General features: G+C 64.5%; 27 protein-coding genes. 8 read left to right on the top strand and 19 right to left on the bottom strand.

The genetic code is table 11. The annotated features are described in order from the left end of the window. Positions 1-102: 102 nt before the first annotated feature. The 4 genes from JQ587_RS18415 to hemH form a co-directional block, all read right to left on the bottom strand. Positions 103-546 carry an NfeD family protein gene (locus tag JQ587_RS18415; protein WP_212426181.1) on the bottom strand — a complete coding sequence of 148 codons (444 nt, stop codon included), beginning with the start codon at positions 544-546 and terminating at the stop codon, positions 103-105. A 55-nt stretch (positions 547-601) separates the two neighbouring features. After that, positions 602-1,609, bottom strand: coding sequence for an SPFH domain-containing protein (locus JQ587_RS18410; RefSeq protein WP_212297248.1), 1,008 nt, complete (start codon positions 1,607-1,609; stop codon positions 602-604). A 208-nt stretch (positions 1,610-1,817) separates the two neighbouring features. Then, entirely contained in the window at positions 1,818-2,786 is a 969-nt protein-coding gene (locus tag JQ587_RS18405) for an ABC transporter substrate-binding protein (protein WP_212297249.1), read from the bottom strand. Positions 2,787-2,797: 11 nt separating this feature from the next. Then, entirely contained in the window at positions 2,798-3,835 is a 1,038-nt protein-coding gene (gene hemH, locus JQ587_RS18400) for a ferrochelatase (RefSeq protein ID WP_212426180.1), read from the bottom strand. A gap of 81 nt (positions 3,836-3,916) precedes the next feature. Here hemH and JQ587_RS18395 point away from each other — a divergent pair, with 81 nt between their 5' ends. Beyond that, a complete protein-coding gene (locus JQ587_RS18395; protein ID WP_212297432.1) occupies positions 3,917-4,315 on the top strand; it encodes an MAPEG family protein in 399 nt (132 codons plus the stop codon). 28 nt (positions 4,316-4,343) lie between these two features. Here JQ587_RS18395 and JQ587_RS18390 read toward each other — a convergent pair whose 3' ends face one another. From JQ587_RS18390 to JQ587_RS18380, 3 genes are read right to left on the bottom strand one after another with little or no spacing between them, the layout of a single operon-like run. After that, positions 4,344-5,453 carry a nickel/cobalt transporter gene (locus JQ587_RS18390; RefSeq protein ID WP_212297251.1) on the bottom strand — a complete coding sequence of 370 codons (1,110 nt, stop codon included), beginning with the start codon at positions 5,451-5,453 and terminating at the stop codon, positions 4,344-4,346. Then, complete coding sequence (locus tag JQ587_RS18385; protein ID WP_212426179.1) at positions 5,444-6,076, bottom strand: DUF1007 family protein; 633 nt, start codon at positions 6,074-6,076, stop codon at positions 5,444-5,446. The genes JQ587_RS18390 and JQ587_RS18385 overlap by 10 nt, the downstream gene beginning before the upstream one ends. Positions 6,077-6,081: 5 nt before the next feature. After that, a complete protein-coding gene (locus JQ587_RS18380; RefSeq protein ID WP_212426178.1) occupies positions 6,082-8,163 on the bottom strand; it encodes a M3 family metallopeptidase in 2,082 nt (693 codons plus the stop codon). 136 nt (positions 8,164-8,299) lie between these two features. On the opposite strand from JQ587_RS18380, the gene JQ587_RS18375 reads away from it, so the two are divergent. From JQ587_RS18375 to JQ587_RS18350, 6 genes are all read left to right on the top strand, one after another. Continuing rightward, entirely contained in the window at positions 8,300-8,554 is a 255-nt protein-coding gene (locus JQ587_RS18375) for a hypothetical protein (protein ID WP_194477991.1), read from the top strand. A gap of 675 nt (positions 8,555-9,229) precedes the next feature. Next, positions 9,230-10,372, top strand: coding sequence for a type III PLP-dependent enzyme (locus JQ587_RS18370; RefSeq protein WP_212426177.1), 1,143 nt, complete (start codon positions 9,230-9,232; stop codon positions 10,370-10,372). Positions 10,373-10,501: 129 nt separating this feature from the next. Next, positions 10,502-11,089 carry a GNAT family N-acetyltransferase gene (locus JQ587_RS18365; RefSeq protein ID WP_212426176.1) on the top strand — a complete coding sequence of 196 codons (588 nt, stop codon included), beginning with the start codon at positions 10,502-10,504 and terminating at the stop codon, positions 11,087-11,089. 145 nt (positions 11,090-11,234) lie between these two features. Beyond that, complete coding sequence (locus JQ587_RS18360; RefSeq protein ID WP_212297256.1) at positions 11,235-11,624, top strand: RidA family protein; 390 nt, start codon at positions 11,235-11,237, stop codon at positions 11,622-11,624. Positions 11,625-11,672: 48 nt separating this feature from the next. Further along, a complete protein-coding gene (locus JQ587_RS18355) occupies positions 11,673-13,115 on the top strand; it encodes a homospermidine synthase (RefSeq protein WP_212426175.1) in 1,443 nt (480 codons plus the stop codon). 101 nt (positions 13,116-13,216) lie between these two features. Beyond that, positions 13,217-14,824, top strand: coding sequence for a lyase family protein (locus tag JQ587_RS18350; protein WP_212297258.1), 1,608 nt, complete (start codon positions 13,217-13,219; stop codon positions 14,822-14,824). 42 nt (positions 14,825-14,866) lie between these two features. Here JQ587_RS18350 and JQ587_RS18345 read toward each other — a convergent pair whose 3' ends face one another. From JQ587_RS18345 to JQ587_RS18290, 12 genes are all read right to left on the bottom strand, one after another. Then, positions 14,867-15,607, bottom strand: coding sequence for an acetoacetate decarboxylase (locus JQ587_RS18345; RefSeq protein ID WP_212297259.1), 741 nt, complete (start codon positions 15,605-15,607; stop codon positions 14,867-14,869). Positions 15,608-15,722: 115 nt separating this feature from the next. Further along, positions 15,723-16,061, bottom strand: a complete 339-nt coding sequence (locus tag JQ587_RS18340) for a hypothetical protein (RefSeq protein ID WP_212426174.1) — start codon at positions 16,059-16,061, stop codon at positions 15,723-15,725. A gap of 99 nt (positions 16,062-16,160) precedes the next feature. Continuing rightward, entirely contained in the window at positions 16,161-16,877 is a 717-nt protein-coding gene (locus JQ587_RS18335; RefSeq protein ID WP_212426173.1) for an MgtC/SapB family protein, read from the bottom strand. A 30-nt stretch (positions 16,878-16,907) separates the two neighbouring features. After that, positions 16,908-17,927: a WD40 repeat domain-containing protein gene (locus tag JQ587_RS18330; protein ID WP_212426172.1), complete on the bottom strand. Its 1,020-nt coding sequence runs from the start codon at positions 17,925-17,927 to the stop codon at positions 16,908-16,910. After that, entirely contained in the window at positions 17,927-18,970 is a 1,044-nt protein-coding gene (locus JQ587_RS18325; RefSeq protein WP_212426171.1) for a CobW family GTP-binding protein, read from the bottom strand. Before JQ587_RS18325 ends, JQ587_RS18330 begins: the two co-directional genes overlap by 1 nt. Positions 18,971-19,027: 57 nt before the next feature. Then, entirely contained in the window at positions 19,028-19,891 is an 864-nt protein-coding gene (locus JQ587_RS18320; RefSeq protein WP_212426170.1) for a metal ABC transporter solute-binding protein, Zn/Mn family, read from the bottom strand. A 2-nt stretch (positions 19,892-19,893) separates the two neighbouring features. Next, positions 19,894-20,763, bottom strand: a complete 870-nt coding sequence (locus JQ587_RS18315; RefSeq protein ID WP_212426169.1) for a metal ABC transporter permease — start codon at positions 20,761-20,763, stop codon at positions 19,894-19,896. Between the two features lie 6 nt (positions 20,764-20,769). Continuing rightward, positions 20,770-21,522, bottom strand: coding sequence for a metal ABC transporter ATP-binding protein (locus tag JQ587_RS18310; RefSeq protein ID WP_212426168.1), 753 nt, complete (start codon positions 21,520-21,522; stop codon positions 20,770-20,772). 2 nt (positions 21,523-21,524) lie between these two features. After that, positions 21,525-21,773: a hypothetical protein gene (locus JQ587_RS18305; RefSeq protein ID WP_212297266.1), complete on the bottom strand. Its 249-nt coding sequence runs from the start codon at positions 21,771-21,773 to the stop codon at positions 21,525-21,527. 155 nt (positions 21,774-21,928) lie between these two features. Further along, complete coding sequence (locus JQ587_RS18300; protein ID WP_212297267.1) at positions 21,929-22,429, bottom strand: hypothetical protein; 501 nt, start codon at positions 22,427-22,429, stop codon at positions 21,929-21,931. Further along, positions 22,426-23,037, bottom strand: coding sequence for a permease (locus JQ587_RS18295; protein ID WP_212426167.1), 612 nt, complete (start codon positions 23,035-23,037; stop codon positions 22,426-22,428). The genes JQ587_RS18300 and JQ587_RS18295 overlap by 4 nt, the downstream gene beginning before the upstream one ends. Before the next feature lie 258 nt (positions 23,038-23,295). Continuing rightward, complete coding sequence (locus JQ587_RS18290; protein ID WP_014491764.1) at positions 23,296-23,892, bottom strand: superoxide dismutase; 597 nt, start codon at positions 23,890-23,892, stop codon at positions 23,296-23,298. Positions 23,893-24,128: 236 nt separating this feature from the next. Here JQ587_RS18290 and JQ587_RS18285 point away from each other — a divergent pair, with 236 nt between their 5' ends. Continuing rightward, entirely contained in the window at positions 24,129-24,656 is a 528-nt protein-coding gene (locus JQ587_RS18285) for a GNAT family N-acetyltransferase (protein ID WP_212297269.1), read from the top strand. Positions 24,657-24,664 lie beyond the last annotated feature (8 nt).

Below are 24,664 nucleotides of genomic sequence, written 5' to 3'. Positions count from 1 at the left end.
TTGTGGGAGTCGTTCTCAGAATCCATCTTACAAAACAACGCAATAGGGGCCGCAAATCCATATGCGATTCCCCTGCCGCAAGCGGGGAGAGGCGAAGAGTCCTTACGCCGCCGCCACCGTCAAATTCGCACCGTCCACCTGGACCACCTTCACCCGCGTGCCGGCCGGTGTGTCCGGGCCGGCCACGCGCCATACCGTGTCCCCGATGCGCATGGTGCCGTTGCCGTCGATGATCGGCTTCTCCAGCGTGAACTCGTGGCCCAGCAGCGCCTCGCTCCGCTTGTTGAGGAAGGGGCTGGCGCTGGCATCCGGCTTCGGCCGGGCGAGGCGGCGCCACACAGGCACGGCGGCGGCAGCGAACACTGCAAACATCACGAGCTGGATCTGCCAAGAGATAACAACGGCGAACGAGATCAGACCGACCAGCAACGCGGCCAGCCCGAGCCAGAACAGAAATACACCCGGCGCGATCACCTCCAGCGCCATCAGGATGAAGCCGAAGATCAGCCAGTTCCAGGTGCCGAGCGAGACGAACATGTCGGTCATGATACGACCTCCAAATATTTGCGCATGATCTTAGCGGAAGATCATGCGCCGTTCCTTACCCCTGCCGCGGCGGGACTGCCGGCGGTGTTGTGCCACCGGCCGGCGGCACCGAGCCGGTGCGGCGTGCAGCAGCGGACGCGGACGCCGCGCTTTCACCGAACGTCGCCTTCGCGATCTCGCCGATGCCGGCGAGCGAACCGAGCATGCTCGTCGCCTCCATCGGCAGCATGATGATCTTCTGGTTTGGCGCGTCCGCGAACTGGCCGAACGCCTTGATATATTTGTCGGCGATAAAGTAATTCAGTGCAGCGACGTCGCCCTTGGCTATGGCCTCACTGACCATTTGCGTCGCCTTGGCCTCCGCCTCGGCCGACCGCTCACGCGCTTCGGCATCGCGAAATGCGGCTTCCTTGCGGCCCTCGGCCTGGAGGATCTGGCCCTGCTTGGCGCCCTCGGCGCGCAGGATCTCGGACTGACGCTGGCCTTCGGCGGCCAAAATGTCGGCGCGCTTGACGCGCTCGGCCTTCATCTGGCGGCCCATGGCTTCGACGAGATCGGCGGGCGGCACGATGTCCTTGATCTCGATGCGATTGACCTTGAGACCCCACGGCGACACCGCGGCGTCGACGACGCGCAAGAGGCGCTCGTTGATCTCGTCGCGATGCGACAGCACCTGGTCGAGATCCATCGCCCCCATCACCGAGCGGATGTTGGTCATGGTCAGGACGGTGATGGCCTGGGTGAGGTTCGAGACCTCGTAGCTCGCCTTCGCGGCGTCGAACACCTGGTAGAAGGCGACGCCGTCCACCGTCACGGTGGCGTTGTCCTTGGTGATCACCTCCTGCTCGGGGATGTCGATCACCTGCTCCATCATGTTGATCTTGCGCCCGACGCGATCGAAATAGGGCACGATCAGATTGAGCCCGGGGCTCAGCGTCTGGGTGTACTTGCCGAACCGCTCGATGGTCCAGTCATAGCCCTGCGGCACCGTCTTCACGCCGGCGATCAGTGTGACGATGACGAGCAACACCAGCACAATCGCGAAAATATCGAAACCGCTCATATTTCCTCCAAGGCGGGAAAAGCCCCTTCCCGCGCTGCCATTGGTCGGGACCAGGACCCTACCGGTTCAGCGGTCGCTTTTCACGTCGTCATCCACGCCATTCTGCACAAGACGCGACGAACGGGAACGGCCGCGATTATGTATTTGCGAAAAGCCCTTGAAAGCGTGAAGGCGCAGACCTAGCGGCAAAGGTTAAGATATTGCGACGCTACTCGATGACGTCGTTCGCGATTGCGAGCAGGCCCGGGGATGGAGCGACGCCAATCGCCTTGGCCGTTTTCAGGTTGATGGCCAACTCGAACTTGGTGGGATTCTGGACCGGCAGATCGGCCGCCTGCGCGCCCTTGAGGATGCGATCGACATAGGCGGCGGCACGCCGAAGCTGCTCGGCGCTGTCCGTGCTGTAGGACATCAGCCCGCCTTCATCGACGAAGGCGCGGCTCCAGAATACCGACGGCAGGCGCGTTTCCGCGATCGCCGCCAACAGATCCGCGCGATTGGCCATGGTGAAAAAGTCGGGCAGCACCAGGAAACCGCCCTCCTTGCGCGAGGCCAGCGCGGCGATCGAAGCGACATCGTGCACCGGCGCGGGCTCGACCGTCACAAGCAGCGTCTGCGCGGCACCCTCGAGCGTGCGCAGCATCAGCGGCGCAAACGGCGCGGTCGCAGGATTGTAGACGACAAAGACGCGGGAGACTTTTGGCGTGACCTGCGTCAGCATCTCCAGCCATTTGCCAGCCAGCGGACCGTCGTAATCGGTGAAGCCGGTGATGTTGCCGCCCGGATGGGCAAGGTTTTGGACAAAACCCTGGCTGACGGGATCGGTGACCACGGCGAACACGATCGGGATTGTCGTGGTGCGCCGGCGCAACTCCTCCACCGAGGGCGTGCCGAGCGCAAGCAGGATGTCGGGTTTGCGTGCGATCAGCGCATCGGCAAGCTGCGCGATGCGCGCCCGATCGCCGGCGCCGCTACGCCAGTCGATATTGAGATTGTCCTGCTCCTTCCAGCCATGAGCGGCGAGCGCCTCGGCGAGGCGGGCCTGGCCGATCACCTCGTCGGAAGCGATGACCGAGAGCACGCCGACCCGGCGCGTCACATTCGGCTGCTGCGCCAGCACCTCGGCCGGCACCGCGGCGATCGTCCCAAGAAGCGCCAGGCATTCGCGGCGGTTCATGTGAGACACCATCAGATCCAGCCCTGGAGCTCGCGCAGCACCAGGGTGCGGATCACATCCATGCCGGGATCGCTGTCATTGAGGCAGGGGATCGCGGAAAACTGCTCGCCGCCATTGTGCTTGAAGATCTCGGCATTCTCCTGCGCGATCTCCTCCAGCGTCTCCAGGCAGTCGGCGGAGAAGCCCGGCGTCACCACCGCGATGCGACGCACGCCTTCCCTGGCAAGGCGCTCCATCGTCTTGTCGGTGTAGGGCTGCAGCCACTCGTCATTGCCGAAGCGCGACTGAAAGGTCAGCAGCAGATTCGCGTCGTCCATGCCAAGCCGGCGGCGCAGCGCTTCGGTCGTAGCGACGCAGTGGCTTTGATAGGGATCGCCCTTCTCGACATAGGATTTCGGCATGCCGTGGAAGGAAGCGACGATCAGCTCAGGCTTGAAGGAGAGCGTCGCCAGATGCGTCTCGATCGAGACGGCGAGCGCCTCGATATAGGCCTCGTCCTCGTAATATGGCGGCGTCACCCGCAGCGTCGGCTGATTGCGCAGGCGTGCCAGCACGCGGAACACCTCGTCGCAGACGGTGGCCGAGGTCGAGGCGGAATATTGCGGATAGAGGGGCACAGCGAGGATGCGCTCGCAGCCCTTCGCGATCAGCGCATCGATGCCGGCCTTGATCGAGGGATTGCCGTAGCGCATCGCCCAGTCCACCACGACATGATCGCGGTCGGACAGCACTGCGGCGAGCTTCTCGGCTTGCGACCGCGTGATCGTCTTCAGCGGCGACTCGTTCCGCTCGTTGTTCCAGATCTTCTGGTAGTCCAGCGCCTTGGTGCGGGGACGGCTGCGCAGGATGATGCCGTTCAGCACGGCTTTCCAGATCAGGCCCTGGTCCTCGATGACGCGGGCGTCCGACAGGAATTCCTTGAGGTAGACCCGCACGCCCGGAGCATCGGCCGTGTCGGGCGTGCCGAGATTGACCAGAAGCACGCCGACGCGCAGTTGGGCTGACGGCACGGCCGGTTTTGCGGTCTTGAGGGGAGCAGGGGTCGTCATGGTCAGTTGCGTCGCGCGTTGCTCCGAACTTGTCAAGATGAGCCCGGTTTCGCTAGGGTCCCCCCAAGCGGGGGAGGGATGATGACGCTCGCGGAATGGTGCGTTCTCGGAGCGCTGCTGCTCTATCTCTTGACGATCGTCTCGATCAAATGGATCCGGTTTCGCGGCTTCGACAATTCGCGGCCGCGTGATCCCGCCTTCTATGAGGACGCCATCGCCCAGCGCGCGCTCGGCGCGCACCAGAACGGGATCGAGACCTTTCCGTTCTTCGCATTCGCCGTCCTGCTCGCCGAATTCCGTGACTCGCCGCAGCGCCTGATCGACGAGCTTGCGGTGCTGTTCCTGATCGTACGGATCGCCTATGTACTGACCTATCTCGGCAACCGCCCGACGCTGCGCTCCATCCTCTGGAGCATCGGTTTTGCGATCAATCTCGGGATCTTCTTCCTGCCGATGTTGAAGCGGCTGCTGCCGGTGTGAGGCGCTTATCGAGAGATGCCGTAGCGGCTCAAAAACACGTCGTCCGCTCGGCCGCGATGTAGCCAAGCAACAGGCCCGCCCCGAACAGCAGCACGAGAGCGGCGGCACCGAACTCGATGCCGCGCATAAAGAGCGCGCCGCCGCCGTCGCGGGCGCCGCTCAGACGGCCGGCGATGTCCTTGGCCGAGACCGCAATCACGGCGATGGCCGCGACGGTGATCGCGGTGCCAAGCCCCATCAGGAAGGTCGCGGCAATGCCGGCCCAGAACAGGCCCTGGGCGAGCGCGAACACCAGCACCAGGATGGCGCCCGAGCAGGGACGGATGCCGACGGTCAGGATCGCGGCGAAACCTCGCCGCCAGCCGCCCGGGCCGGCGAGCTCGCTCGGGGCAGGACCATGGGAATGGCCGCAATGCTCGTCGTGGACATGGTCATGCCCGTGATGGTGATGGGCGTGATCGTGGTGATGAGGGTCATGCGCATCATGATGGTGGTGATGATCGAGATGATCATGATGGTCGTGCGACACGCCCGCCATGGCCGGCACCGGCTGCGTCGTCTGCAGCGCGCGGATGAAGGTGCGGCCCTTGACCCAGACCAGCCGCAGGCCAAACAGCGCGATCAGGGCATAGCTCGCGATCTCGATCGCACCTTCCGCCTTGCACATGGTCTTGGCGGTGGCGTTCAGGATCCAGGCCGAGATGCCGACGATCAGGATCGCCACCAGCGACTGCATCAGCGCGGAGGCGAACGACAGCGCGATGCCGCGCCGCGCGGTCTCGCGGTTGGCGACGAGATAGGAGGCGATCACCGCCTTGCCGTGGCCGGGGCCGGCGGCGTGGAAGATGCCGTAGGCGAACGAGATGAAGAGCAGCGTCCACACCGCCGAGCCGTCGGACTTCGCGGCGCGGATGGTCGACGACATCTGGCGATAGAATTCCGACTGTTTTGCCAAGAGCCAGCCGATGAGACCGCTGGCTTCGGGCTCCGCTGCCTGCGCCGGGCGTGGTGCGCCGAACGGGTTTTGCGCGAGAAGATCGTGGAGCGCGGCATCGGCCGCGCCCAGCACGACGACGATTGCGGCGCAGGCGAGCAGCCCGCGGGCGAGCGGTGACTGAAGACGACAGATCAAGGGCAATCCACCGTGATCTTGTTGGCGAACATCATGCCGAAATTGGCGTTCGGGCCATCCGTGAAGGTCTGCTCATTGAGCTTCTGCGCGGTCGCGGTGCCGTCACTGGGACGATCGAGCTTCATCTGGCAGGCGGAGGGCGCGCCGACCAGCTTGACCGGATTGTCCTTGGCCATCTGGAAGTCGATGAAGAAGGAGCGGTCGAACACTTCGAGCACCAATTGCTTGGGCTTGACCGGGTTCTTCAGCGGCAGCGTGAAGTGCAGGGTCAGCACCGTATCCTTGTAGTCGAGGAAGTAGTCGACCGGCTCGTTGAAGCGCTCCTTCTTGCCGTCGGCCTTCACGAAGGTGAAGTAGGCGTATTCCTTCAGCGACTCGACATTGGTTTGCGCCAGCGGCACCAGCTCCTCGCGCGTGTAGGCGCCCTTGGTCTTGCTCTCGAGCCCCTGCACCGCATAGGCCGAGAACATGTCGTCAAAGGTCCAGGCGTGGCGCACGCCGGTGATCGAGCCATCCTCGGCGTAAAGCAATTCGCTGGTCGCCGTGATCCAGACATGCGGATGCGCGCTCGCCGGACCCGCTGCAAGCAGCAGGCCGGCGGCAAGCAGCATTCCCAGCAGCGCGCGCATGCCGGTCAGGCCGCCTTGGCGTCGCCGAGCAGGCCGCGGCGGCGGAGCAGCGCGTCGGGCTCGGGCGGCCGGCCGCGGAAGGCCTCGTAGGCGGCTTCCGGATCGACTGACCCGCCGCTTGAATAGATGTCGTCGTGGAGGCGCTTGGCGACCGCTGGATCGAAGATATTGCCGGCCTCCTCGAAGGCGCCGAAGGCGTCGGCGTCCATCACCTCCGACCACATGTAGCTGTAATAGCCGGCCGCATAATGGTCGCCGGAGAAGATGTGACCGAACTGGGTCGGCCGGTGACGCATCGAGATTTCCTCGGGCATGCCGATCTTCTCCAGCTCGCGTTTCTCGAAAGCCCGAACATCCTGCGCGGCGGCTGCCGGCTGCGAGTGGAATTCGAGGTCGACCAGCGCCGAGGAGACGAATTCGACGGTGGCAAAGCCCTGGTTGAACTTGCGTGCGGCGAGGAAGCGCTTGAGCAGATCGTCCGGCAGCGGCTCGCCGGTCTGATAATGACGGGCGAACTGCTGGAGCACCTCGGGCCGCTCCTGCCAATGCTCGTAGAGCTGCGAGGGCAGCTCGACGAAATCGGTGAACACGGAGGTGCCCGACAGCGACGGGTAGGTCACATTGGAGAGCATGCCGTGCAGGCCGTGGCCAAACTCGTGGAACAGGGTGCGGGCATCGTCCGGCGAAAGCAGCGAAGGCTCGGCTCCGGTGCCCTTGGCAAAGTTGCAGACATTGATGACGAGGGGCGCGATCTCGCCGTCGAGCTTCTGCTGGTCGCGCAGCGAGGTCATCCAGGCGCCGGAACGTTTTGACGGCCGGGCGTAGTAATCGCCGTAGAACAGTGCCTTGTGCTTGCCGTCGGGGCCCTTCACCTCCCAGACCCGGACGTCGGGGTGCCAGACCGGCACATCCTTGCGCTCGGCGAAGGTGATGCCAAACAGCCGCGTGGCGCAGTCGAAGGCGGCGGCGATCATGTGGTCGAGCGTCAGATAGGGCTTGATCGCGGCGTCGTCGAAATTGGCGCGCTGGAGGCGGAGCTTTTCGGCGTAGTAGCGCCAGTCCCAGGGCGCGAGCTTAAAATTGCCGCCCTCCTCCGTGATCAGCGCCTGCATCTCGTCGCGATCGGCAAGCGCTCGGGCGCGAGCCGGCTTCCAGACCCGCTCGAGCAGGCCGCGCACCGCATCCGGCGTCTTGGCCATGGAGTCTTCGAGCCGGTAGGCGGCGAAAGTCGGGTAGCCCAGGAGCTTGGCGCTTTCCTCGCGCAGCTTCAGGATCTCGCCAATGGTCGTGTTGTTGTCGTTGGAATTGCCGTTGTCGCCGCGCGCCGTGAAGGCCTTGTAGACCTTCTCGCGCAGGTCGCGCCGAGCCGAGCTCTTCAGGAACGGCTCGGTCGAGGAGCGCGACAGCGTCACGATCGCCTTGCCCGCCATGCCGCGGTCTTCTGCTGCAGCCTTGGCGGCGGCCACAAGACTCTCCGGCAGACCCTGGGTGTCAGCCTCGCCGAGCTCCATGAACCAGTCCTGCTCGTCGCCGAGCAGATGGTGGCTGAACCCGGTCGCGAGCTGGGCCAGCTTCTCGTTGATCTCGGCCATGCGCGTCTTGGCCTCGTCGGACAGGCCGGCGCCGGCGCGGTGGAAGCGGGTGTAGGTGCGCTCCAGGAGGCGGAGCTGCTCCGGGTCCAGGCCGAGATTGGCACGGTTCTCGTGCAGCTGGGCGATGCGACCAAACAGCACGGCGTTCATCATGATCGGATTCCAGTGCCGCGCCATCCGCAAGGAGACCTCCTTGTCGATGTCCAGGATCGCCGGGTTGGAATGCGCCGAGACCAGATCGTAGAAGACCGCGGCAACCTTGTTCAAAAGCTTGCCGGACCGCTCCAGCGCCGTGATCGTGTTGGCGAAGTCGGGCGCGGCCGGATCGTTGGTGATCGCGGCGATCTCCGCGGAATGATCGGCGAAGGCCTGTTCGAAGGCCGGCAGGAAGTGCTCCGGCGTGATCTCGTTGAAGGGCGGGGTCGCAAATGGCGTCACCCAGGCCTTCAGCAGCGGGTTGATCTCGGAGTCCGTAGTTTGGCGGGTTTCTGACATCACAAGTCCCGATTTTTGAGCCGATTTGTTGGGGTCAGCTATAGCACGCGATGGGGCTTTTTTGGGCCATTTGGCCTTGCTCCCGCCCGCCTTTTCGGGGAGATTGCGGCCCTCGAAACTCCGGACCCAGATGCCCATGAACGCGCCCTCCTCGTCCTCCCGTCAGATCGTCTGGCCGAGCGTCATCACCGTCGTCAGCGCCGCCATCCTGATCGGCGCCGAAGTGTTCGGCGCGGCGTTTGCCGGCGGCTGGGCGCTCGCAATTCTGTTCGGGCTGGGCGATCAGGGCGCGCACATCTTGCAGGCCGTGCTGTTCGCACTCGGCGTGCTGGTGATGACCGCCTTCATCCGCGCCGCTCAGCGCGTCGAGCCGTTCTTCAAGCGCGGCTGACGCTTCGCGCGCCAGAGACGCGTGCACCCTGGCTGAAAAACTTAACGCCTGTTCATCTTCCGCGTCGCTCGCGCAACACTGCGCAAGCAGACGTTAGGCAATTCTGTTCGCAGCCTAAAAAAATTCTTGCGAAGCAGAGTCAAAACGCTTATGTGCGCTCTTGCCCAATTTCGCACGTGCCTGTGGTCGTGTGTCAGTCGGTAGGTATCCGGACAAGAGGCCGGACAGCCGCCAAGGGGTGAAGAAGCCGAGGGGCTCTTCGGAAGTGCGGAAGTCAAAGACCCAAAGGTCGAGCGACTGAAAGCAAACCCGGAGCGTCCAGCATCTCTCTCAAAGAGATGCCTTGTCGAAGGTGACTTCGCTCTTTGCAACCGTGACTGGCAGCCGGAGGCGAACCGGCGCACCCCGCTCTCAACGGGGGACGCGACTTAAAGCAACGACGGATCGGGCTTTTTTGGTCTCTACCGGCATTCCACCGCCGGCGCGGGCTACTGAAAAGGCTTGTCCTTCATTGCCAGGTGAGCGGGCGGGAAACTCTCCCAACCAATCCACGGCAGCACAGTCTGGTTTGAGTCTCTTGGCCTCGACGCGCCTCCATCGCGCGATGTGGCCGAAGCGCTCTTATCCGACGTCACGTTGATGCGGATCCCGTCGCTGGGACCGTTGGAGAGTGCCATGACCGAACGTATCCAGGAATTCCTGCGCAACCGCCGCAAGGAAGGTCTCGACACCGAGCCGTGCCTCGTCGTCGACCTCGAGGTCGTGCGCGACAATTACCAGACCTTCGCCAAGGCGCTGCCCGACAGCCGCGTGTTCTACGCCGTCAAGGCGAACCCGGCGCCGGAAGTGCTGACACTGCTGGCTTCCATGGGCTCCTGCTTCGACACCGCGACCGTCGCCGAGATCGAGATGGCGCTGGCCGCCGGTGCGACGCCCGATCGCATCTCCTTCGGCAACACGATCAAGAAGGAGCGCGACATCGCGCGCGCCTTCGCGCTCGGCATTCGCCTGTTCGCAGTCGACTGCGTCCCCGAGGTCGAGAAGATCGCCCGTGCCGCTCCCGGCGCGAAGGTGTTCTGCCGCATCCTCTATGACTGCGCCGGCGCCGAGTGGCCGCTGTCGCGCAAGTTCGGCTGCGACCCGGAAATGGCCGTCGAGGTGCTCGACGCCGCCAAGCGCCTGGGCCTGGAGCCGTGCGGCATCTCCTTCCATGTCGGCTCGCAGCAGCGCAAGGTGAAGGCGTGGGACCGCGCGCTGGCGATGGCCTCGCAGGTGTTCCGCGACTGCGCCGAGCGCGGCATCAACCTGACCATGGTCAACATGGGCGGCGGCTTCCCGACCAAGTACCTGAAGGACGTGCCGCCGGTTGTCACCTACGGCCGCTCGATCTTCCGCGCGCTGCGCAAGCACTTCGGCAACCAGATTCCGGAGACCATCATCGAGCCGGGTCGCGGCATGGTGGGTAACGCCGGCATCATCGAATCCGAGGTCGTGCTGATCTCGAAGAAGAGCGACGAGGACGAGGTGCGCTGGGTGTACCTGGACATCGGTAAGTTCGGCGGTCTCGCCGAGACGATGGACGAGTCGATCCGCTACGCCATCCGCACCCCGCATGACGGCGCAGACATGACCCCATGCGTGCTCGCAGGTCCGACCTGCGACAGCGCCGACGTGCTGTACGAGAAGACCCCGTATCCGCTTCCCGTCACGCTCGAGATCGGCGACAAGCTGCTGATCGAAGGCACCGGGGCCTATACGTCGACCTACTCGGCGGTGGCGTTCAACGGCATCCCGCCGCTGCGCACCTACCACATCTGATCCGCCTCTCGTTCTGAGGCCTGACGAACCCGGGAGCCGGCTTGCCGGCTCCTCACCCGACATTGCCATTCTGACGACGCTTGAACCCGCGTGCCTTCGTGCGCGGACTCACGCGGGGACTGACGCGCCATGACTGCTCCTCGGAAGCCACAAATTGCCCTCTCTTCGGAAGCCGCTCCGTTCGCGATCCGTGCGGAACGTGCTGCCGACGTCACGATGCGTGAAGCGCTGCTCGATGCCTGCTTTGGCGAGACCCGCCACGGCCGCACCTGCCAGCGCCTGCGCGACGGACGTGCGCCCGCCACAGGCCTAGCCTTGTCGGCGATGCGCGAGGGCAAGCTCGTGGGAACCGTGCGGTTGTGGCACGTCAGCGCCGGAGGCAGGCCCGCCCTGGTCCTCGGACCGCTGGCGGTCGACCCTGCCTGCCGCGAACTCGGGATCGGCGCCGCGCTGATGAATCAAGCGTTGGCCGCCGCCCGGGCGCGTGGGCACGCCGCCGTCATCCTGCTCGGCGATGCGCCCTACTATGCCCGCTTCGGCTTCTCGGCCGAGAAGACCGGTGCGCTCGCCCTGCCCGGCCCGTTCGAGCGCGACCGCCTGCTGGCGATCGAGTTCACCAACGGCGCGCTCGATGGCGTCGAGGGAATGATCGTCCCGACCGGGGCTGCGCTGTCCAAACGGAGGGCAGTTCGCAGCCTCGAGGCGCGCGCGGCCTAAGGGATAGCCTTGATGGCGGCGGCCAAGCCGCGCCACGCGGCAACGCCCGGCCGCGCTGCGCTAAGCCCGTTCCTTTGGGGTTGCGTGAGCCCCGGAAACGCCGTTTAACGCCACGAAATCCCCCCATTCAGCCGAGGCCGAACCCATGTCCCGTCGCCTGATTTCCACCGGCTCCCCCTTCGAGAAGACCGCCGGCTACAGCCGCGCCGTGATTGACGGCGAGTTCGCCTTCGTCGCGGGAACCACCGGCTACGACTACACCACGATGACGATGCCATCGGATGTCACGAGCCAGTCACGCAACTGCTTCAAGACCATCGAAGCCGCCCTGAAGGAGGCCGGCTTCGAGATGGCCGACATCGTCCGCGTGACCTACTACCTCACCGACATCAAGGACGCGGACGCGCATTTCGCCATCTGCGGCGAAGTCCTCGGCGAGATCCGCCCGGCCGCCACGCTCCTCGTCGTCTCGGCGCTCTACAAGCCCGAGATGAAGGTCGAGATCGAAGCCACCGCCAAGCGCCGCAGCGCCTGATCCAACCCTCACCAATTGTCCGCCAGCACGTTCCGGAGAAACCATCCCATGAGCCCCCCCTCGCAGATCTACGCGAAGATCACCGGCCCCATCGTCATGGTCGGCTTCGGCTCCATCGGCAAAGGCACCCTGCCGCTGATCGAGCGGCATCTCGATTACGACAAGTCACGGGTCACCGTGATCGATCCCAAGGACGAGGGCCGCAAGGCGCATTGCGAGAAGCACAATGTGCGCTTCATCCAGAAGGCCGTGACCAAGGACAATTATCGCGAACTGCTGACCCCGCTGCTCACCGAAGGCGGCGGCCAGGGCTTTTGCGTCAATCTCTCGGTCGACACCGGCTCCACCGACATCATGGAGCTCTGCAACGAGCTCGGCGCGCTCTATATCGACACCGTCAACGAGCCCTGGCTCGGCTTCTATTTCGATGCGTCGAAGGGCCCGGAAGCCCGCTCCAATTACGCGCTGCGCGAAGTGACGCTGGCCGCCAAGAAGGCGCGTCCCGCGGGCTCGACCACGGCCGTCTCCTGCTGCGGCGCCAATCCCGGCATGGTCTCCTTCTTCGTCAAGCAGGCGCTGCTCAACGTTGCCGCCGATCTGAAGCTCAATGCGCCCAAGCCGAAGACCAAGGCCGAATGGGCGGATCTGATGCGGCAGGCCGGCATCAAGGGCATCCACATCGCCGAACGCGACACCCAGCGCTCCAAGACGCCGAAGGAGCCGGACGTCTTCGTCAACACCTGGTCGGTGGAAGGTTTCCTGTCGGAAGGCGTGCAGCCCTCCGAGCTCGGCTGGGGCACCCACGAAAAGTGGATGCCGGAGAATGCGCGGACCCACGAAGCCGGCTGCGGCGCGGCCATCTATCTGATGCAGCCCGGCGCCAACACGCGCGTGCGCACCTGGTGCCCGACCCGCGGCGCGCAATATGGCTTCCTCGTCACCCACAACGAGTCGATCTCGATCTCCGATTACTTCACGGTGCGTGACGTGTCAGGCAAGGCGATCTACCGGCCGACCTGCCACTACGCCTATCACCCAGCCGACGACGCCGTGCTGTCGCTGCACGAAATGTTCGGCCGCGCCGCGAAGATGCAGGAGAAGCACCACATCCTGGACGAGAACGAGATCATCGACGGCATCGACGAGCTCGGCGTGCTGCTGTTCGGGCACGACAACAATGCCTATTGGTACGGCTCGCAGCTCTCGATCGAAGAGACCCGGGCGCTCGCGCCCTATCAGAACGCCACCGGCCTGCAGGTAACCTCCGCCGTGCTCGGCGGCATGGTGTGGGCGCTGGAGAATCCGAACGAAGGCATCGTCGAAGCCGACGAACTGGATTTCGATCGCCTGCTGGAAATCCAGCTGCCGTATCTGGGCCCGGTGAAGGGGTTCTACACCGACTGGACGCCGCTGACGGATCGTCCGGGACTGTTCCCGGAAGACATCGACACCAGCGATCCCTGGCAGTTCAAGAACATCCTGGTGCGCTGACAGGCGCACCTGTCCGGGCCGCGATGAACGGGAGGCTAATAGCCTTCCGCCAGCCCGGATGCTAACCAACCGCCCGGTCGCACGGCAACCGGGAGGTCCGCATGAAGAATATCGCCTGCATCGCGGGAGGCGTCAGCCTCCTGATCGCGTCCCACGCATTGGCCGCGGATACCGGTCAGTTGCCCTGCAAGACCACGCAGGAATGCAACGAAAGCGCCGCCAAGATCGGCGCCAACGCCCCCAGCGGCGCGCAACCCTCGACCAGCAAATCGGACGCAGCCGAGGACCAGTTCTACTGGCTCAACAAGATCAACAAGGCCTCCACCGTGATGCTGGTGGAGGAAGGCATCTTCCCGAAAAACACCGGTCAGCTGATCGCCGGGGGCGTGGACTACACGATCCGCCAGGCGCGTGAGCCCGATGGCAAGCGCCCGAGCGACGTCCTTCAGATCGAGAAGATCATGACCGACAAGGTCGGCGAGGAGGCCTCCGTCATCCACGCCGGGCGCAGCCGTCAGGACATGTACGCGACCTATCGCGCTGCCAAACTGCGGAACCAGACGCTGGATTTTGCCGAAGCATTGCTCGGCTTGCGTGCCAAGCTGCTCGCCAAGGCGGCTGACAATCTCGATGCATTGATGCCCGGCTACACCAACGGTGTGCAGGCGGTGCCGATCACCTATGGTCATTACCTGCTGGCCTATGAGGAATCGTTCGAGCGCGACCAGCAGCGCGTCAGCGAGGCCTATCGCCGGCTCAACCTCAGCCCGATGGGCGTCGGCGTCATGTCCGGCTCGATCTGGCCGCTGAACCGCACGCGCCTCGCCCAGCTGCTCGGCTTTGACGGCGTCGTCGAGAATTCGATGGACGCCAACCAGGTGATCCCATTCGACAACCAGCTCGAGGCCACCGCGATCGCCAATTCGGCCGCCATCCGCATCGGGGTGATGATGCAGGATCTGCATACGCAATACGCCGAGGTGCGACCGTGGCTTTTGCTGCAGGAGGGCTCGACCTACACCAGCAGCTCGATGCCACAGAAGCGCAATCCGGGTCTGATCATGCAGGCGAGGATCGCAGCTTCAGATGTGGTGGGGCTGTCGGGGGCAGTGTCGATCAGCGCCCACAACGTCATGTCGGGCATGGTCGATTCCAAGGCCCAGTCCGAGGATATCGGCCTGTTCCCGCGTGCCATCAAGATGGTCGCCGCGACCGACCGGGTGTTCGATGCAATCGTGGTCAACAAGGTCCGCGCCAAGGAAGAGCTGGAGAGCGACTGGACTTCGACAATGAACCTCGCCGAGCTGCTGTTGCAGGCGCACCAGATCCCGTTCCGCGTCGGGCATGGCTTTGCATCACAGATGGTCAGCTATGCGCGGCCGCTAGACCTCACGCCCAAGACCATACCCTTCAGCGAAGTGACCGACCTCTTCGCCAAGACGCTTGCCAAATTCAACATGCCGGCGAGACCCTTCCCGATGAGCGAGGCCGAATTCAGGGAGGTGATGTCACCGGAATGGATCGTGGCGCACACCAAGGGCGTCGGCGGTCCGCAGCCGGAGGAGACTGCACGTATGCTCAAGGTGGCCCAGCAGCGCCTCGATGCCGACAAGCTCTGGCTTGCCGCCCAGCGCGACAAGCTCGCAAAGGCCGATACCGCACTCGATCAGGCGTTTGCGGCGCTCTTGCCGAACGACGCGGTGCATTAATAGCGGGCCGGGGCGCGTCATGCCGCGCCCCGCCCACTCACGTCACTTCGCCATGTAGTCGAACGCCACGCTGCCGAGTCCCAGCGTCAAATCGGCTTTGAAGTGCAGCGCCGAGACCACCTCGCGCACCGGCAGCCGGGCGACATCGCAGAGCGCGTGAGGGAACAGGCCGAGCGCGGCGGGGCCTGTCCAGGCTTCCTTCAGCGTGATGTCCTCGAGATGGAAGCGCACCAGCTCGCAAATCCGCGTTGAGCCGTCGACGTGTGGGATGATCTTCAGGATAAAGTTCGGCGCCGCCATCGACTGCAGCACCACGTCATGGTCGACCTTGCGGTGCTTGTAGCCCATGGTCGCGGAGGCACAGAGCACCGAACCATAATGCAGCGAGCCGACCAACACATCGCTCTCGACCTCGATCTTCGGCCGCGCCAGCTTCTTCGGAAAGCCCCACAGCTCGCGGCCGCCGGCGATCGGCCCCTCGTCGTCGAGATACATCGCGTGGGTGTAGGCGCCCAGCTCGCCCTTGAACCGGACCGGGATCACCTGCCCGGTCTCGGTGTAGTCGCCGAAGCCGGTCGAGTCGGGCATGCGGATGAATTCGTATTTCACCACCGGCTCCGCTACCTCGAGTGGCTCGGGCACGATGGCGGCGAGGGCTTCGGGATCGGTCCGGTAGGTGATGATGAAATATTCGCGGTCGAAGAAGCGGTATGGCCCCGGCGGGAAAGACGGGTTGGTGAGCGGCATCGAATATGCGGTACGGCGAACGTCCTCGATCTTCATGGGAGCCCCATCTGTCGTTGGTTCGGCGGATTATGGAGCGAGCCGCGCGCCGAGGCGAGATCGTTAAATCGGTATCAGTTGTCACATACGTGTCAGAATAGGCTGGCCGTCGCGGCTACTTGTCCTTGATTGGCGGCGCGACCTTTTCGGCCGGGGCCGGTGGCAGCGCCGGCTTGGCCGCACCTGCCGCGCCCTGCGTCTGCGGATCGGGGCGCGCGGGTTCGGGCGCCGGCGTGGTCGGGCGCTCACCGCCGGGTTTGGCCTCGGCGGGCGTCTTGTCCCGATCGTTGGACGGCGTGCCCTGCAAAGGCTGTGTTGCCTGTGCCAGCTCCACCCTGTTCTGGGCGCGGATTTGCGCCAGTGACATCGCTGACACCACAACGCCTGCCGCGAACAGCGAACAGGCAATCGTCAGGTCGAGCTTCAGATTTCGCTTGTCGTTTGGGCCGGGCATGTCGATCACCGCCTTTGTCCGCGGGATCAACGAATTTCTGCGACGGCGGTTCCGCACCCGGCGAAGCGGGAACCGCTCAGTCGCGCCAAAAGGCCGCGTTTATTCCGTCGTGCTGACTTCCCAGGTGGCGTGGCGCACGCCGGGCAAGTGCTGGAGATCGGTCGCCAACGCGTTCAGCTCGTTCGGATCGACCGCGGTTGCGACCAGCTTTGCCACGATCTCCAGAATGTCGTCACCGATCTCGACGACATCGACATCGGCCACCGGATATTTCGCGACCTCGAGCTTGTCGACCAGGCGGTCGCGCATGTCGGGTAGCGCATCGGCCGCAACCGCGAGCTTGAAGTAGTAGGTCGCTTCGATCGCCTTCTCGTTCAGAGGGATGCGGTTGATGGCATTGACCAGCGGACGCAGCATGGTGTTGCCGGCGATGACAAACACGGTCAGCGCGACAGCCTGCGCAACCATGTCGGCACCGGCGCAGGAGCCGACCGCGGCCGAGGCCCACAGCGTCGCCGCAGTGTTGAGCCCGCGCACGTCCATGCCTTGCTTCATGATGACGCCGGCACCGAGAAAGCCGATGCCCGACACGACATAGGCGATCACCCGCACGGCACCGTCCGCGCCGTCCAGATGCATGGCGAGATCGACAAAGGCGGCGGCGCCAACCGCGACCAGCACATTGGTACGCAGGCCGGCTGTACGCTGGCGATACTGCCGCTCGGCGCCGATCAGCGTGCCCAGCACGAAGGCTGTGGTCAGGCTGACCAGCGTGTCGGCAAAATCAGCAAGCTGGAAAGTCGTCAGGAATCGCATGATTCCCTATACGGCCGGAATGATGACGGATTAAAGCTCCAGAAGTCCACCGTCCCCATTTTCGTCAGCGAACGCCAGCAGCGAGCCCTTGGCATTCCAGGCAAGCGCCGCGACGGGGGGCGTACCATTGCGGCGGACCAGAATCTCCGCGCCGTCCTCCATCCTCACCATCAGCACGGTGCCGTCGCTGTAGCCGGCGGCGAGGATGTCGTTCTTCGGATGGCAGGCGACGACAGACACGCGGGCCTGCAGCGGCGCGAGCATCGCGGGCTCCTTGCCCATCGGGCCGTCCTTGCTGCCGAACGGCCAGATGATGACGGTGTCGGCGCCCGAGGTCGCGAGCCCCTTGCCGCCCGCGCTCCAGGACATCGAGCGGACGCGGCCGGGATAGCCGGTCATGCGCATGTGCCTGTTGTCGGCGAGCCGCCAGCCGTGCAGCGCCGCCTCGTGCATCGAGGTGACCAGAAACTTGTTATCGGGGCTGAAGGTGACGCCGAGATGTGAGCCGGCCCAGGGCAGGAATTCGGCCGATCCTTCCATGTTCGGAAACCACAGCGTCGCGCCGTTGTAATGCGCGATCGCAAGCCGAAGTCCCTTCGGCGCGAAAGCGAGACCACCGACAGTCGAGGGCACCTCGAGCGACTTTTCGTCGTTCTTGCCGCTCTTGACGGTCGCCGTCTTGCCGGCCGACCAGGCGAAGGCGCCGTCGGCGTGCAGCGCCACCGCGTCGATCCAGCGCCGCTTCGGGTCGGTCGCGAGCAGCGCCACCTCGCCCTTGGCGTCGAGCGAGACGACCTTGCCGTCGTCGCCGCCCATGACAAGGCGCTTGCCGTCACTTGCCGTCGAGAGAATGCCGCCGCTGTGCACGGCAACCGTGGTGATCTCGCCCTTGGCGTCGACGAACGCGACATTCTCCTCGCCGCCGACGAAGGCGGCGCGGGGGCCAAGGAAATGCACCGAGGTCACGCCCATGCCGAGCGTAACCGGCTTGACCTTGTCGGTGACGGAGACGATCGAGGCGGAATCGGGGGCCGGCGTGAACTCTTTCATCACGAGACGATGCAGCTCTCGAAACCTTCGCGAATGGCCTTTTCCGGCAATTCACGGCCGATGAAGACGAGGCGGCTCTCGCGCGGCTCGCCCTCCTTCCACTTCCGCTGATGGTTGCCCTCCAGCATCATGTGGACGCCCTGGAAGACGTAGCGGTCGTCGTCGTCGTGGAAGGCGAGGATGCCTTTGGAGCGCAGGATCTTGCCGCCCTCGACCTGCACCAGGTTCTGCAGCCAGGGCATGAACACGTTCGGATCGAGCGGCTTGTCGGTCTTGAGCGACAGCGACTGCATGTCCTCGTCGTGATAGTGCTTCAGGCCATGACTGTGATCATGGTGATGATGGTCGTGATGATGGTGATGATCATGGTCGTGGTCATGATCGTCGGCCTCCAGGAAGTCGGGCTCGATGTCGAGGATACGATCGAGATCGAACGCGCCGCGGTCGAGCACATCCGCCAGCGCCACCGAGCAGCGCTCGGTGCGGTGGAGTTTCGCGTAGGGGTTGATACCGCGAATGCGGGCCTCAACCTCGGCAAGCTCGGGCTTGGTGACGAGATCGGTCTTGTTCAGCACGATGACGTCGGCGAACGCGATCTGGTTCTTGGCCTCGGGCGCGTCCTTGAGCCGGTCGGACAGCCATTTGGCGTCGGCCACCGTGACCACCGCATCGAGGCGGGCGTTCTTCTGCACGTCCTCGTCGACGAAGAAGGTCTGGGCGACCGGCGCCGGATCGGCAAGGCCGGTGGTCTCGACGATAATGGCGTCGAACTTGCCCTTGCGCTTCATCAAGCCGTCCATGATGCGGACGAGGTCGCCGCGCACGGTGCAGCAAATGCAGCCGTTGTTCATTTCGAACACTTCCTCATCGGCGCCGATGATGAGGTCGTTGTCGATGCCGATCTCGCCAAACTCGTTGACGATGACGGCGTATTTCTTGCCGTGGTTCTCCGACAGGATGCGGTTGAGCAGCGTGGTCTTGCCGGCACCGAGATAGCCGGTCAGGACGGTCACGGGGATTTTGGAGGCGGTCGCTTCAGACATAACAACTCCGGATCGGGCTTTTCCGCGCGACGCGAGGCGGCGGGGTGGCCCCCTGCCCTAATGGTCAAGCGCGCTGGTCAGGGCCTTTATATTGTGCCTGACCATGTCAATGTAAGTGGGTGCGGCCCCCTTTTCGCCGGTCAAACCGTCCGAAATCAAGGTCCCGCCGACCTTGGCGCCGGTCTCGGCCGCGATCCGGCGGATCAGGCGGTCGTCGTTGATATTTTCCAGAAATACCGCCCGGATTTTTTGGGTCTTGATCTGGCCGATGATGGCGGCGATGTCCCGCGCGCTGGGCTCGGTTTCGGTGGAGACGCCCAGGGGGGCGACGAACTGGACACCGTATTCGGCGGCGAAATAGCCGAAGGCGTCATGGGTCGAGATCACCTTGCGCCGTTCCGGCGGAATTTTGGCCACGGCGTCCCGGACCTCGCGGTCGAGGACTTCGAGCTTTTCCAGATAGGCCTTGGCCTGGGTGTGAAAGAACTCGGCATCATCCGGGTCAGCGGTGGCCAGCGCGTTGACGATGTCGGTCACGTAGACCTTGGCATTGGGCACGGACTGCCAGGCGTGGGGATCGGCCGCCGAGCCGAGTTTTAGCGGCGCAATGCCGGCGCTCGCCGTGACCACCTGAGCCTTGCTGCCTGCGGACTGCACGAGACGCGGCAGCCAGCCCTCCAGCCCGAGCCCGTTGACGATGACAAGCCTCGCCTCCGCGACCCGCTTCGCATCGGCCGGCGCCGGCGTGTAGACGTGGACGTCGCTGTCAGGACCGACCAGTATTGTCAGATTGATGCGGTCGCCGCCGACCGTACGAACGAAGTCGCCGAGGATCGAGAAGCTCGCGATGACATTGAGCCGGTCCGCGGCCTGCAGGGGCGAGGCGATCAGCAGCAAAGCAAAGAGCAGCAGGAAACGCACCGTCACGCCTCCAGATGCCGGCCGGGAAACATCTGCCTGACGATGCCGCCGACGCGGCCGAACAGGATGGAGACGATGTAGAACACCGTCGCCACAAGAATAATCGCAGGGCCCGAGGGCACGCGGGTCTGGAACGACAGCACGAGGCCGGCATAACCGGAGACAGCCGCGGCGATCACGGCGATGCAGATCATCACCGTGAGATCGCGCGACCAGAACCGCGCAATGCCGGCCGGCAGGATCATCAGGCCCACCGCCAGCAACGTGCCGAGCGCCTGAAAGCCGTTGACGAGGTTGATGACGACGAGAGCGAGGAAGGCGAGATGCGCAGGCCCGCCGGCGCGGCTGACGGTGCGCAAGAACAAGGGATCAACGCTCTCGATCACCAGAGGCCGATAGATCACGGCGAGCACCAGTAGCGTCACCGTGGCGTTGAAGGCGACCACCAGCAGCGTCTGGTCATCCATCGCGAGAATGTTGCCGAACAGCACATGCAACAGGTCGATGTTGGTGCCCTTGATCGAGACGATGGTCACGCCCAGCGCCAGCGAGGCCAGATAGAAGGTCGCGAGCGAGGCGTCCTCTTTCAGCCCGGTCGAGCGCGCGACCACGCCGGCGAGGATCGCCACCGCAAAGCCCGCAATCAGCCCGCCGGCCGTCATCGCGAACAGATTGAGGCCGGACAGCAGAAAGCCGATGGCCGCGCCGGGCAGGATCGCGTGCGCCATGGCATCGCCGACGAGACTCATCCGCCGCAGCATCAGGAACACACCTATTGGCGCGCCCGCCAGCGACAGCGCGATCACGGCGGCAAGCGCCCGCCGCATGAACTCGAATTCGGTGAACGGGCCGATCAGCGCATCATAGATCATCGGATATCATGCCGCCCGCCGGCGTCCATCCTCGGCGCAGGCCGTGGCACTGTCGTCAAAAGCCTCGCACATCCGCATCGCGACCATCAGGTTCTCCGGCGTCAGCACCTCCACCGTCGGTCCCCACGCCACGGGGCCCCGCGCCAAAATCAATGTCTCGCTGAAGTGCGCGCGCACCATCTCCATGTCGTGCAGCGCGGCCAGCACGGTGCGGCCCTCGGCGTGCCAGTGCTTCACCAGCGCGAGCAGATCGGCCGTGGTCTTGCTATCGATGGCGTTGAAGGGTTCGTCGAGCACGATCAGGCGCGCATCCTGGAGCAGCACGCGGGCGAAGAGAACGCGCTGCATCTGCCCGCCCGAGAGCGTTCCGATCGGGCGGTTCTCGAAGCCGTTGAGCCCGACGGAGGCGATCGCGCGCAGTATCTTTTCGCGCGCGGCCCTGCCGATGCCGCCGAACAGGCCAGTCCCGCGCCACAGCCCGGTGCCGACGAAATCGAATACCGAGATCGGGAAGGTGCGGTCGATGTCCGCGCTCTGTGGCAGATAGGCGATGTCGCGGGCGTCTAACCCGCCGAGATGGATGCTGCCGTCGAGCGGCTTGAGGATGCCGACAATGCCGCGCAGCAGCGTCGACTTGCCGGCGCCGTTGGGGCCGATCAAGGCGACCAGCGCGCCCGACGCGACCTCGCCGTTGAGATGGTGCACGGCCGGATGACGGTCATAGCCGAGTGTGACGTTGCGGAATGCGAGCTGTGCCATGGTCATCTCATCGCCAGCCATACGATGCCCCAGAGCACGGCGCAGACGGCCATGGCGGCCGCAAGACGGCCGGCCATGGTCATGCGCAGGATCGACCAGGGCGCGTCCTGGGCCGGATGCGGCGAGGCCGCGTCGTGGACATGGGCGTGGGTGTGGTCGTGCCCGTGCGTATGCCCATGGTCGTGGGAGTGACCTTCGGAATGGCCATGAGCATGGTCGTGGTGGTGGGCGTGGGACGCGGCGGGAACCATGCCAGAGACGTTATATTATAACATTACATCTGTCCACGACCCAGCGGCGTCATTCCGGGGCGCTACAGAGTAGCGAACACGGAATCTCGAGATTCTCCGGTGCGCAATTGCGCACCATAGGTCGATGCCTTGCATCGCAAGCGTCCACGCCTCGGTCAGGGCCTGCCGATCAGCATGGCGATGGCGGCGGCCACGAACGGGAACGGCACCGAGACGGCGCAGCGGAACCAGACGAAGCGGGCCGGCATGAACGGGATTTCCCACAGAATCACCCGCTGGAAGGCAAACAGGGCCCAGGCGACGACATAGGCGACCACCTGGGGTACCCCGCCGCCGGATTTCAGGGCGACCGTGCCGATCGAAAAGCCGATCACGGGACCGCCGGGGGTGGCCGCGCCGGCGACCACGGCTGTCGCCACCCCGAGCCAGCCGCTGTCGGGCCCCAGCCAGCCGGTGATCACCTCCTGCGGAATGATGGCTGCGATATAGCCGGAGCCGATCACGCCGAGTGCGATCCGCGGCACGATGTTGATGAAGTCCATCGAGCCTTCGCGCAGCGAGGCCTTGAACACCGGGGGACCACGGCGGAAGGCAATCAGGCCGACGCCGAACACCGAGCCCCACAACAGGATGTCGATCAGGAGCGCCGCGCTCATGCGGCATCCTCGTCGCTGTCGCGCTTCGGGTAGAGCCGGACATAGACGAAGCGACCGAGCGCGCCGGCAAGCACCGGCAGCGGCAGCGAGATCACAATCCGCCACAGCGTGAAGTCGGTGCCCATGATCGGGATTTCCCAGGCGACTGCGCGGCCGTAACCGATCAGGGTCCAGCTCACGACCATGGCGATGGTGGCGCCGAAATCGGCGCCGACCGCGAGCAGCGCGCTTGCCACCGGATAGGCGGTGAAGGGACCACCAGGCAGGATCGCACCAAAGGCGGTGCCGATCAGAAGGCCCATCAGGCCGGATTTCGGGCCGAGCGAGCGCGAGACTTTTTCATGCGGCAGGATCTCCGAGATGAAGGCGCCGAGCAGGCATCCCGCCAGCACACGCGGCAGGATGCCTCCAAACAGCGAGAGGTCGTGGGTGAGGATGTCGAGAACGCCATCGGCGCCGTCACGCCGCCAGACCAGTCCTGCGCTCACGGCCACCAGCACTGCGATGATGATCGTCGACCAGCCGATCGGCGTGCGAACGCGCCCCGGCCGCGGCTCGGACTCCGCGTCCTCGGCAGGCGCCGGACTGTTCGGGGAAGGTTCTGACAATGGGTGTGGAAGCTCGAGGGGGATGCCCGTCCTGATTAAGGGCGCGCCCGAGGTGATGCAAACGATGTGATGACAGACCCGTGCCCGCGCCACGCAGGGCTGGTTCGCACCAGCAAAAGGCGGCCGCGTGAGCGGCCGCCTTTTTTACTTCCGTCATTCCGGGGCGGCGAAGCCGAACTCTGGTGCGCCGTTGCGCACCTGAGAATCTCGAGATCCCGGGTTCGATGCTGCGCATCGCCCCGGGATGACGACAGCGCCTTACGCCTTGTCGAACAGGGACTCGACGTATTCCCAGTTCACGAGGTTCTCGACGAAAGCCTTGAGATAGTCGGGGCGGCGGTTGCGATAATCGATGTAGTAGGAGTGCTCCCAGACGTCGCAGCCGAGGATCGGCGTGGCTCCGTGCACCAGCGGGTTCTCGCCGTTCGGGGTCTTGGAGATCTCGAGCTTGCCGTTCTTGACCTGGAGCCAGCACCAGCCGGAGCCGAACTGGCCGACGCCGGCCGCCTGGAAGTCGGTCTTGAACTTCTCGAAGCCGCCGAGGTCCTCGTTGATCTTCTTCTCGAGCTTGCCCGGCAGCTTGGTACCGCCGCCATTGGGCTTCATCCAGCTCCAGAAGTGGATGTGGTTGTAGTGCTGGCCGGCGTTGTTGAACACCGCGGGATTCTTGCCGAACGAGCCCTTGACGATCTCCTCAAGGGATTTGCCTTCCCATTCGGTGCCCTTGAGCGCGTTGTTGCCGTTGGTGACGTAGGCCTGATGATGCTTGTCGTGGTGGAATTCGAGCGTTTCCTTCGACATGAACTGGCCGAGGGCGTCATAGGCGTAAGGGAGAGGGGGCAGCGTGAATGTCATGGGTTCTTGTCCGCAACTGGTGGGGAACGTTCTAACGGTCACCCCTTATAGAAGGTTCCTGCGCCGTTAAATACCGCCAATTTGCGAAAAGGCGCGATGCGATCGCGTGGATTGATTGCACAACTTCGCCGCAGGCAAGTGGATGTTGACCCAAGGGTGCTGCAAAATATCATTGCCTTTGAAGCGCTTATGACAGAACGAATGCACCACGCAGCCGGGGACCGCAAGGCAGAGCCATGAGCATCGAGATCGACATTTTGAACGGCGACGCCTCATGGCCGATCGCACAACCGCTTTTCAAGGCAGTCTATCCGAGCGATGTGGTAGAGAAGCTGCCCTGGGGCCATATCAAATGGGCGAATCCCGATCTCCGCGTACTGATCGAGACGCCTGAGGACGGCCTCGTCTGCCATGCCGGCATCTATTTCCGCACCATCACCTGGAATGGACAGAAGGCGCATGTCGGCGGCATCGGCGGCGTCTGTACGCGCGAGGATCGCCGCGGCCGCGGCTATGCTACCATGGCGATCGACGCAGCCGTGCATACCATGCGCGCCAACGAGGCGGTCCGCTTTGCGCTCCTGTTCTGCGAGCCGCACAATGTCGCGTTCTACGAGGCCCGCAAATGGCAGTCCTTCAAGGGCGAGGTCTATTGCGAGCAGCCGGAGGGGCGCGTCCGCTTCGATTGCACGGCGCCCTACGTGTTCGACATCGTGCGCGCGCCGACGCTCGGCACCATCGACCTTTGCGGCCTGCCTTGGTGAGACGTTCT

Origin of the sequence: Bradyrhizobium manausense (genome assembly GCF_018130615.1) — a bacterium.
Classification (GTDB): domain Bacteria; phylum Pseudomonadota; class Alphaproteobacteria; order Rhizobiales; family Xanthobacteraceae; genus Bradyrhizobium; species Bradyrhizobium manausense_A.
Note: the sequence above shows the minus strand (reverse complement) of the source record. Positions and strands in the feature narration are given on the sequence as shown.

Coding starts and splice junctions, on each gene's coding strand:
- JQ587_RS18415 (WP_212426181.1), bottom strand. CDS start 546: ATGACCGACATGTTCGTCTCGCTCGGCACCTGGAACTGGCTGATCTTC.
- JQ587_RS18410 (WP_212297248.1), bottom strand. CDS start 1,609: ATGAGCGGTTTCGATATTTTCGCGATTGTGCTGGTGTTGCTCGTCATC.
- JQ587_RS18405 (WP_212297249.1), bottom strand. CDS start 2,786: ATGAACCGCCGCGAATGCCTGGCGCTTCTTGGGACGATCGCCGCGGTG.
- hemH (WP_212426180.1), bottom strand. CDS start 3,835: ATGACGACCCCTGCTCCCCTCAAGACCGCAAAACCGGCCGTGCCGTCA.
- JQ587_RS18395 (WP_212297432.1), top strand. CDS start 3,917: ATGACGCTCGCGGAATGGTGCGTTCTCGGAGCGCTGCTGCTCTATCTC.
- JQ587_RS18385 (WP_212426179.1), bottom strand. CDS start 6,076: ATGCGCGCGCTGCTGGGAATGCTGCTTGCCGCCGGCCTGCTGCTTGCA.
- JQ587_RS18380 (WP_212426178.1), bottom strand. CDS start 8,163: ATGTCAGAAACCCGCCAAACTACGGACTCCGAGATCAACCCGCTGCTG.
- JQ587_RS18375 (WP_194477991.1), top strand. CDS start 8,300: ATGAACGCGCCCTCCTCGTCCTCCCGTCAGATCGTCTGGCCGAGCGTC.
- JQ587_RS18370 (WP_212426177.1), top strand. CDS start 9,230: ATGACCGAACGTATCCAGGAATTCCTGCGCAACCGCCGCAAGGAAGGT.
- JQ587_RS18365 (WP_212426176.1), top strand. CDS start 10,502: ATGACTGCTCCTCGGAAGCCACAAATTGCCCTCTCTTCGGAAGCCGCT.
- JQ587_RS18360 (WP_212297256.1), top strand. CDS start 11,235: ATGTCCCGTCGCCTGATTTCCACCGGCTCCCCCTTCGAGAAGACCGCC.
- JQ587_RS18355 (WP_212426175.1), top strand. CDS start 11,673: ATGAGCCCCCCCTCGCAGATCTACGCGAAGATCACCGGCCCCATCGTC.
- JQ587_RS18350 (WP_212297258.1), top strand. CDS start 13,217: ATGAAGAATATCGCCTGCATCGCGGGAGGCGTCAGCCTCCTGATCGCG.
- JQ587_RS18345 (WP_212297259.1), bottom strand. CDS start 15,607: ATGAAGATCGAGGACGTTCGCCGTACCGCATATTCGATGCCGCTCACC.
- JQ587_RS18340 (WP_212426174.1), bottom strand. CDS start 16,061: ATGCCCGGCCCAAACGACAAGCGAAATCTGAAGCTCGACCTGACGATT.
- JQ587_RS18335 (WP_212426173.1), bottom strand. CDS start 16,877: ATGCGATTCCTGACGACTTTCCAGCTTGCTGATTTTGCCGACACGCTG.
- JQ587_RS18330 (WP_212426172.1), bottom strand. CDS start 17,927: ATGAAAGAGTTCACGCCGGCCCCCGATTCCGCCTCGATCGTCTCCGTC.
- JQ587_RS18325 (WP_212426171.1), bottom strand. CDS start 18,970: ATGTCTGAAGCGACCGCCTCCAAAATCCCCGTGACCGTCCTGACCGGC.
- JQ587_RS18315 (WP_212426169.1), bottom strand. CDS start 20,763: ATGATCTATGATGCGCTGATCGGCCCGTTCACCGAATTCGAGTTCATG.
- JQ587_RS18310 (WP_212426168.1), bottom strand. CDS start 21,522: ATGGCACAGCTCGCATTCCGCAACGTCACACTCGGCTATGACCGTCAT.
- JQ587_RS18305 (WP_212297266.1), bottom strand. CDS start 21,773: ATGGTTCCCGCCGCGTCCCACGCCCACCACCACGACCATGCTCATGGC.
- JQ587_RS18300 (WP_212297267.1), bottom strand. CDS start 22,429: ATGAGCGCGGCGCTCCTGATCGACATCCTGTTGTGGGGCTCGGTGTTC.
- JQ587_RS18290 (WP_014491764.1), bottom strand. CDS start 23,892: ATGACATTCACGCTGCCCCCTCTCCCTTACGCCTATGACGCCCTCGGC.
- JQ587_RS18285 (WP_212297269.1), top strand. CDS start 24,129: ATGAGCATCGAGATCGACATTTTGAACGGCGACGCCTCATGGCCGATC.